Origin of the sequence: Mesorhizobium sp. M6A.T.Ce.TU.002.03.1.1 (assembly GCF_003997275.1) — a bacterium.
GTDB classification, from domain to species: Bacteria; Pseudomonadota; Alphaproteobacteria; order Rhizobiales; family Rhizobiaceae; genus Mesorhizobium; species Mesorhizobium mediterraneum.
Genome location: NZ_RZTI01000204.1, coordinates 1 through 6,748, shown reverse-complemented (window position 1 = coordinate 6,748; position 6,748 = coordinate 1). Strand labels below are relative to the sequence as shown.

The 6,748-nt window shown below is 61.0% G+C and carries 7 protein-coding genes; 4 read left to right on the top strand and 3 right to left on the bottom strand.

Translation table 11 applies throughout. The features are described from left to right. Positions 1-73: 73 nt before the first annotated feature. Positions 74-544 (bottom strand): phosphoribosyl-AMP cyclohydrolase, encoded by a 471-nt coding sequence (hisI, locus tag EOC93_RS31895; RefSeq protein WP_127206601.1) that lies wholly within the window; start codon positions 542-544, stop codon positions 74-76. Positions 545-680: 136 nt separating this feature from the next. Next, positions 681-1,316 carry a GTP cyclohydrolase I FolE gene (gene folE, locus EOC93_RS31890; RefSeq protein WP_126041635.1) on the bottom strand — a complete coding sequence of 212 codons (636 nt, stop codon included), beginning with the start codon at positions 1,314-1,316 and terminating at the stop codon, positions 681-683. A 241-nt stretch (positions 1,317-1,557) separates the two neighbouring features. Between folE and EOC93_RS31885 the strand changes: the two genes are divergently transcribed. Next, on the top strand, positions 1,558-2,004 hold the full coding sequence (locus EOC93_RS31885; RefSeq protein ID WP_126106359.1) for an iron-sulfur cluster assembly scaffold protein: 447 nt from the start codon (positions 1,558-1,560) through the stop codon (positions 2,002-2,004). Here EOC93_RS31885 and EOC93_RS31880 read toward each other — a convergent pair. Beyond that, a complete protein-coding gene (locus EOC93_RS31880) occupies positions 2,001-2,915 on the bottom strand; it encodes a LysR substrate-binding domain-containing protein (protein ID WP_127206600.1) in 915 nt (304 codons plus the stop codon). The two genes, EOC93_RS31885 and EOC93_RS31880, sit on opposite strands and share 4 nt — an antisense overlap. Before the next feature lie 342 nt (positions 2,916-3,257). Between EOC93_RS31880 and yidD the strand changes: the two genes are divergently transcribed. The 3 genes from yidD to thrS all read left to right on the top strand — a co-directional run bounded on the left by yidD (position 3,258) and on the right by thrS (position 6,745). After that, positions 3,258-3,629 (top strand): membrane protein insertion efficiency factor YidD, encoded by a 372-nt coding sequence (gene yidD / locus EOC93_RS31875; protein ID WP_126106361.1) that lies wholly within the window; start codon positions 3,258-3,260, stop codon positions 3,627-3,629. Positions 3,630-3,764: 135 nt separating this feature from the next. After that, on the top strand, positions 3,765-4,598 hold the full coding sequence (gene blaOXA / locus EOC93_RS31870) for a class D beta-lactamase (protein WP_127206599.1): 834 nt from the start codon (positions 3,765-3,767) through the stop codon (positions 4,596-4,598). Positions 4,599-4,768: 170 nt separating this feature from the next. After that, positions 4,769-6,745 (top strand): threonine--tRNA ligase, encoded by a 1,977-nt coding sequence (thrS, locus tag EOC93_RS31865; RefSeq protein WP_127206598.1) that lies wholly within the window; start codon positions 4,769-4,771, stop codon positions 6,743-6,745. The last annotated feature ends 3 nt before the right edge of the window (positions 6,746-6,748 follow it).

Here is a 6,748-nt window from a genome sequence, read left to right as displayed (position 1 = left end):
TTGTCCGACTGCCAACATAGAGGCTGGCAGTATCGAAATCATGAATATACGTGGTTGCAATTCGGCGAATGGTTCATTTGGATGGTTCACGGGGCTTTCGATACATTTCTTCCGCATCGAACAGCGGCTTGCTGCCGTCGCTGGCAAGCGTCCCCTTGCCGTCGATCAGTCCCACCGTCCGATAGAAGCAAGAACGCCGGCCGGTGTGGCAGGTTGCGTCGTGGCCCATCACTTTGACGCGCAACCATATGGCATCCTGGTCACAATCCGTGAGCATCTCGACGACGGTCTGGACGTTCCCGGACGTTTCGCCCTTCTTCCACAGAGCGCTGCGCGCGCGCGACCAGTAATGAGCGATGCCGGTTTCCAGCGTCAGCGCCAGCGCTTCGGTGTTCATATGCGCGACCATCAGCAGCATTCCGTCTTCGGCATCCGTAACGACGACGGTGACGAGGCCGCTGGCATCGAAGCGCGGCGAAAAGACCGTGCTTTCTTCCAGTGCCTTCTTGTCTGATGGAGCTTTCGGAAATTCCACTGCCGACATCGCCGGTCCTTGTTCAGAGCCTCGCCCATTCCGATAGGATCGGAATGGGCGAGGCTCTGTCTTGTTGTTTGGCCATGATCCTGTCCGAGAACCGGTTCCCACTTTTCGGTATCATGGCTAGCGACCGCGGGGGTCTTCAGCCCCTGCCGCCACGCACCATGGTGACGAAACGGACCTGTTCCTCGGGCGTGTCCTTGAAGACACCGGTGAAGGTCGAGGTCAGCGTCGTGGAGCCCTCCTTGCGGATGCCGCGCATGGCCATGCACATATGCTCGGCTTCGAGCATGACGGCGACGCCGCGCGGATTGAGCACATCCTGGATGACGCCGGCGATCTGTGCGGTCATGGCTTCCTGGGTCTGCAGGCGCTGGGCGAAGATATCGACGACGCGCGCGATCTTGGACAGGCCGACAACCTTGCCGTCCGGCAAATAGCCGACGTGCGCCTTGCCGATGATCGGCACCATGTGGTGCTCGCAATGCGAATGGAACGTTATATCCTTGACGAGGACAAGGTCGTCATAGCCGGCGACTTCCTCGAAGGTGCGGCCGAGTTCCTCGGCCGGGCACTTGTCGTAGCCGCCGAACATTTCGCGATAGGCCTTCACCACACGCTTTGGCGTGTCGACGAGGCCCTCCCGGTCCGGATTGTCGCCGGCCCAGCGCAACAGCGTGCGAACCGCGGCCTCGGCTTCGGCTTCGCTCGGCCGGTCGGTGACCGGCTTTTCCAGATAGGCGGAGGGGGGCATGAATTTCTTGATGACGGCATCCATAAAGGCGTCTCCCGTAGTTCCTCTCTCAGGAGGAACGAGTTGAACGGACCACGACCTTTCGGGTGTTGGAAACGTGCCCTGTTTCCAGCCCGTAAGCGGCGTGAACTTGATTTGAGCACGGACGAGGTTGTTGGTTGCCTTGTCCATACCCGACTACCAGCATTATATATGATCGTGCCGAGCGAAAGGAAGACCGTCAGCGGCAATCGCTGTTCGCTCGGCGGCGACGGATTGGAAAAATATGATCGACGATGTCTACAATGCGAAAATTCTGGGATTTGCCGGGAATATCGCGCGGATCGGCCGGCTCGACCATCCCGACGCAACCGCGCGCGCGCATTCCAAGCTGTGCGGCTCGACCGTGACCGTCGATCTGAAGATGGATGACGGCGTCGTCACCGATTTCGCCCATGACGTTAAAGCCTGCGCGCTTGGCCAGGCGTCGTCCTCGATCATGGCGCAGCATGTCGTCGGCGCCAGCGCGGATGAATTGCGCAGCGTTCGCGAGACGATGCTGAAGATGCTGAAGGAAAACGGCGCGCCGCCGGAAGGCCGCTTCGCCGACCTGAGATATCTCGAACCGGTGCGCGACTATAAGGCCCGCCACGCCTCGACCATGCTGACCTTCGATGCCGTGGTCGACGCGATCGGCCAGATCGAGAAGAAGCGCGCCGAACAGGCAGCTTAAATACCTTCCAGAGAACGCTTGCTTTCGGCAAATTCGACCCGGACCCATTCGGCGAACGCCGCAGCCGGTTCGGATAGGTTGCGCAGGCTCCTGGCAACCAGCCAATAGGCGCCGCAAACTATGTCGGTGCCGAATGGCTTGATCAACGCACCGGTCGCCAGTTCCTCCTTGGCCAGCAGAAGGTCAGCCAGCGCCACGCCGTGCCCCAGCACGGCGGCCTGCTTCGACAGCGACGCGTCCGCCAGCAACGGGCCACGCTCCGGCATCTCATCCGCGGCTACGCCTGCTGCCTCGAACCAGCGAGCCCAGCTCTGCCGATTTTCTTCATGCAGCAAGGTGTAGCGCCGCAGGTCGGCCGGGCTTTCCAGTGCCGGACCGGCCGCGGAAAGAGCTGGCGACAGCACAGGCGAATAGATGACCGAAGCAAGGCATTCCGCCTCGCTGCGCGGCCATGACGTGCTGTGGGCGCTGAAGCGCAGAGCGAGTTCGGCCTGATCGCTGCGGAACTCGATCAGGCGCGGGTCGACGTCGAGGGAAATGTCGATATCCGGCCGCAGCTCGCGAAATCGATTGAGCCGCGGCACAAGCCAGGATGCGGCAAGCGAAGGCTCGACGCTGACGCAGACCACGGATTGGGCCGGCGTCGCCATCATTTCCGAAAGCAGCCCATCGATTGCGTCGAAACTTCTGACGAGTTGATCGAGCAAGCGCCGGCCGGTGTCGGTAAGCTCGACGCGGCGATGGTGGCGCACGAACAAGGGCTGGCGCAGGAACAGCTCGAGTTCGCGGATCTGACGGCTGATCGCCGCTTGGGATACAAAGAGTTCGTCGGCCGCCCGGCTGAAGCTCAGCTGCCTGCCGGCGGCTTCGAAACTCCTCAATGCTGTCAGGGGAAGGCGCCCGCGCTTCATTTGCATAATCTCAAGTTATCCGAGGTGGAAACTATACTCGTTTGAGGATGAAGGCCAGCAGGGGTCAAATCGACACTCAAAAGAGATGAGGCCATGATCCATTTTCTGAGCATTTTTGGCGATGTCATCCGGGTCGCGACATTTCAAGCGCGTGGCGCGAGGCCGCCATATGCCGGACGCTGCGAAGAGAGCGCGGCTGCTCGCTGCATATCTTGGCCGATCGGTATCCCGCCCGCCGTCCAAGCGCCTGAGGCGGACAACAGGGCGGTGATCAGAAGGGGATTGCGTTCTCTGGTCGAAGTCCACATCTATCGTGCAAGGAAACGCGATGCGGAGAATGCGGTGCGCGACCAACATGGGCATGCGCATGTCGCCAGGTCGCTCCAGCGCGGGCGCAACTGGCCCGGCCCGTGGCGCAAGACGCCCGGCCGCCTGCTGGGCACATCGCTCGTGCGTTTTTACCAACTGACGCTGTCCGGTTTTGTCGGCAATTCGTGCCGGCACCTGCCAACCTGCTCCGAATACGCGCATGAAGCGATCGCCCGCCACGGCCTGTGGGCGGGTGGCTGGATGGGGCTTTTCAGGGTGCTGCGCTGCGGACCGTTCGGCACGCATGGTATCGACCGGGTGCCGGAAGTGCTGGAAGACCGTTATGTCTGGTTCACGCCCTGGCGGTATTGGCGGATCGGAAAAAAGCGTGACCCGGAAGACTGATGGCGGTAGGGGCGTGGGCAATCGGGCAGATCTTTACGATTTGCTAAGCTTGACCGCATCTTGCGCATTTAAGACAAAATCGAGACAAGACGCCTCGCTAAGCCGCTCCTGACCTGCCTCAGGAGAGATTGCCAAATGCGCCAGATAGACCGCCGTCCATTCGTCTTCGCCTTGGTTCTCTACCTTCTGGCTTGGTTTTTGGGCTTTCCGATCCGCGCTCAATCCGCGCCGCAGAACGACGTTGAATGCACGCTGATCCTGGATGCTGCAAGCGGCGAAACGCTGTATCGGCAAGGGGTTTGCGACCAGCGCTTCAGTCCCGCCTCGACTTTCAAGGTCCCATTGTCGCTGATCGGCTATGATGCGGGAATCCTAATCGACGAGCACACGCCGGCATGGGACTACAAGCCGGAGTTCAATGCGGTGAAGCGGGACCAGAAAACAGTCGACCCGACGATCTGGGAGAAGGACTCGGTGCTGTGGTTTTCGCGGGAAATCACCCGCCGGCTCGGCAGCGAGCGCTTTGCCGGCTACGTGTCGAAATTCGACTACGGCAACACGGATGTTTCTGGCAACGCCGGCAAGAATGATAGCCTCACCCGGTCCTGGGTGAATTCTTCCCTCAAGATTTCGCCGGTCGAACAGGTGAATTTCCTGCGTCGGCTGCTTGACCGCAACCTGCCGGTTTCGGACAAGGCCTTCGCGATGACCAAGGCGATCTTGCCGACCTTCCAGGCAGGTGGCTGGACGGTGCAGGGCAAGACCGGGAGCACAAGGCTTCGCAACGACGCCGACAAGGTGAGGGATGACCGCTCGCTTGGCTGGTTTGTCGGCTGGGCGCAAAAGGATGGCCGCAAGATCGTCTTTGCCCGCCTTGTGGTCGACACGAAACGATCGGACACGCCCAAGGGCCCTCAGACGCGTGCGATGTTCCTGAAAGAGCTGCCGAATCTCATCAAACAAGACTAAGTGATCCACCACCCGCCTTTACGACGCGGGAATCTGCCCATAAAAGACTGCCGCCGGACGCATCCGGCTTTTACTTTTATGCATGTGGTCGCCCCAAAACCGCTACGCACTTTTGGGCGACATGCATTTCACCACCCGCGCTCGTTTGCGGGACTGGATAGGAGAACTCTATGCTGAATTCCGTTTCCCTGACATTTCCCGATGGCTCCGTCCGCGACTATGAAGCCGCGATGACCGGCGCCGGCCTGGCGGAATCGATCTCGAAGTCGCTGGCCAAGAAGGCCGTTGCCTACGCGATCGATGGCGTCGTGCGCGATCTTTCCGATCCGCTCGGCAAGTCCGGCAAGGTCGAGATCATCACCCGCGAAGACCCGCGCGCGCTGGAGCTTATCCGCCACGACGCAGCACACGTGCTGGCCGAGGCCGTGCAGGAATTGTGGCCGGGTACGCAGGTGACCATCGGTCCGGTGATCGAGAACGGGTTCTACTATGATTTTGCCCGCAATGAGCCGTTCACGCCCGACGATTTCCCGGTGATCGAGAAGAAGATGCGCGAGATCATCGCGCGCAACAAGCCGTTCACCAAAGAGGTGTGGTCGCGCGAGAAGGCGAAGAAAATCTTTGCCGACAAGGGCGAGCGCTACAAGCTCGAGCTGATCGACGCGATTTCCGAAGATCAGGATCTCAAGATCTATGCGCAAGGCGACTGGTTCGACCTTTGCCGCGGCCCGCATATGACCTCGACCGGCCAGATCGGCAACGCTTTCAAGCTGATGAAGGTGGCCGGCGCTTACTGGCGCGGCGATAGCAACAACCCGATGCTAACGCGCATCTACGGCACGGCCTGGGCCGATCAGGCGCAGCTCGACGCCTATCAGACCATGCTGGAGGAAGCCGAAAAGCGCGATCACCGGAAGCTCGGCCGCGAGATGGACCTGTTCCATTTCCAGGAAGAGGGGCCGGGCGTCGTCTTCTGGCACGCCAAGGGCTGGAGGATGTTCCAGAACCTGGTCAACTACATGCGCCGCCGCCTCGACGAGCAGGGCTATCAGGAGGTCAACGCGCCGCAGGTTCTCGACAAGAGCCTGTGGGAGACGTCGGGCCACTGGGGCTGGTACCGGGACAATATGTTTAAGGTGACGGTTGCCGGCGACGACACCGACGACGACCGGGTGTTTGCGCTGAAGCCGATGAACTGCCCCGGCCACGTCCAAATCTTCAAGCACGGGCTGAAGTCCTACCGCGATCTGCCGGTAAAGCTTGCGGAATTCGGCAATGTGCATCGCTATGAGCCGTCCGGCGCGCTGCACGGGCTGATGCGCGTGCGCGGCTTTACCCAGGACGATGCCCACATCTTCTGCACCGAGGAACAGCTCGCCGACGAGTGCATCAAGATCAACGACCTGATCCTGTCGACCTATGCCGATTTCGGCTTCGACGAAATCACCGTCAAGCTGGCGACCCGCCCCGAAAAACGGGTCGGCACCGATGCGATGTGGGATCATGCCGAGGGCGTGCTGCAGGACGTGCTCGACAAGATCGCGGCGCGGTCGGGCAACCGGATCAAGACGGGCGTCAATCCGGGCGAGGGCACGTTCTACGGGCCGAAGTTCGAATATGTGCTGAAGGACGCCATTGGCCGCGACTGGCAATGCGGCACCACGCAGGTTGATTTCAACCTGCCGGAACGGTTCGGCGCCTTCTACATCGGCTCCGATTCGGAAAAGAAGCAGCCGGTGATGGTGCATCGCGCCATCTGCGGCTCGATGGAGCGCTTCCTCGGCATCCTGATCGAGAATTATTCGGGTCATTTCCCGCTGTGGTTCGCGCCGCTGCAGGTGGTGGTGGCGACGATCACCTCAGATGCCGACGATTACGCGCAAAAGGTCGTCGCGCAGCTGAAGGCGGCCGGACTGTTGGCGGAAGCCGATCTTCGCAACGAGAAGATCAACTACAAGGTCCGCGAGCACAGCCTGGCCAAGGTTCCGGTTATCCTCGTCTGCGGCAAGCGCGAGGCGGAGGAGGAGACGGTCAACATCCGCCGGCTCGGCTCGCGCGACCAGGAATCGCTTGGCCTTGGGCAGGCGGTGGCAATGCTTGCCGAAGAGGCGGTGACGCCCGACCGCAAGCGCAAACGGGCGGCCTAGACC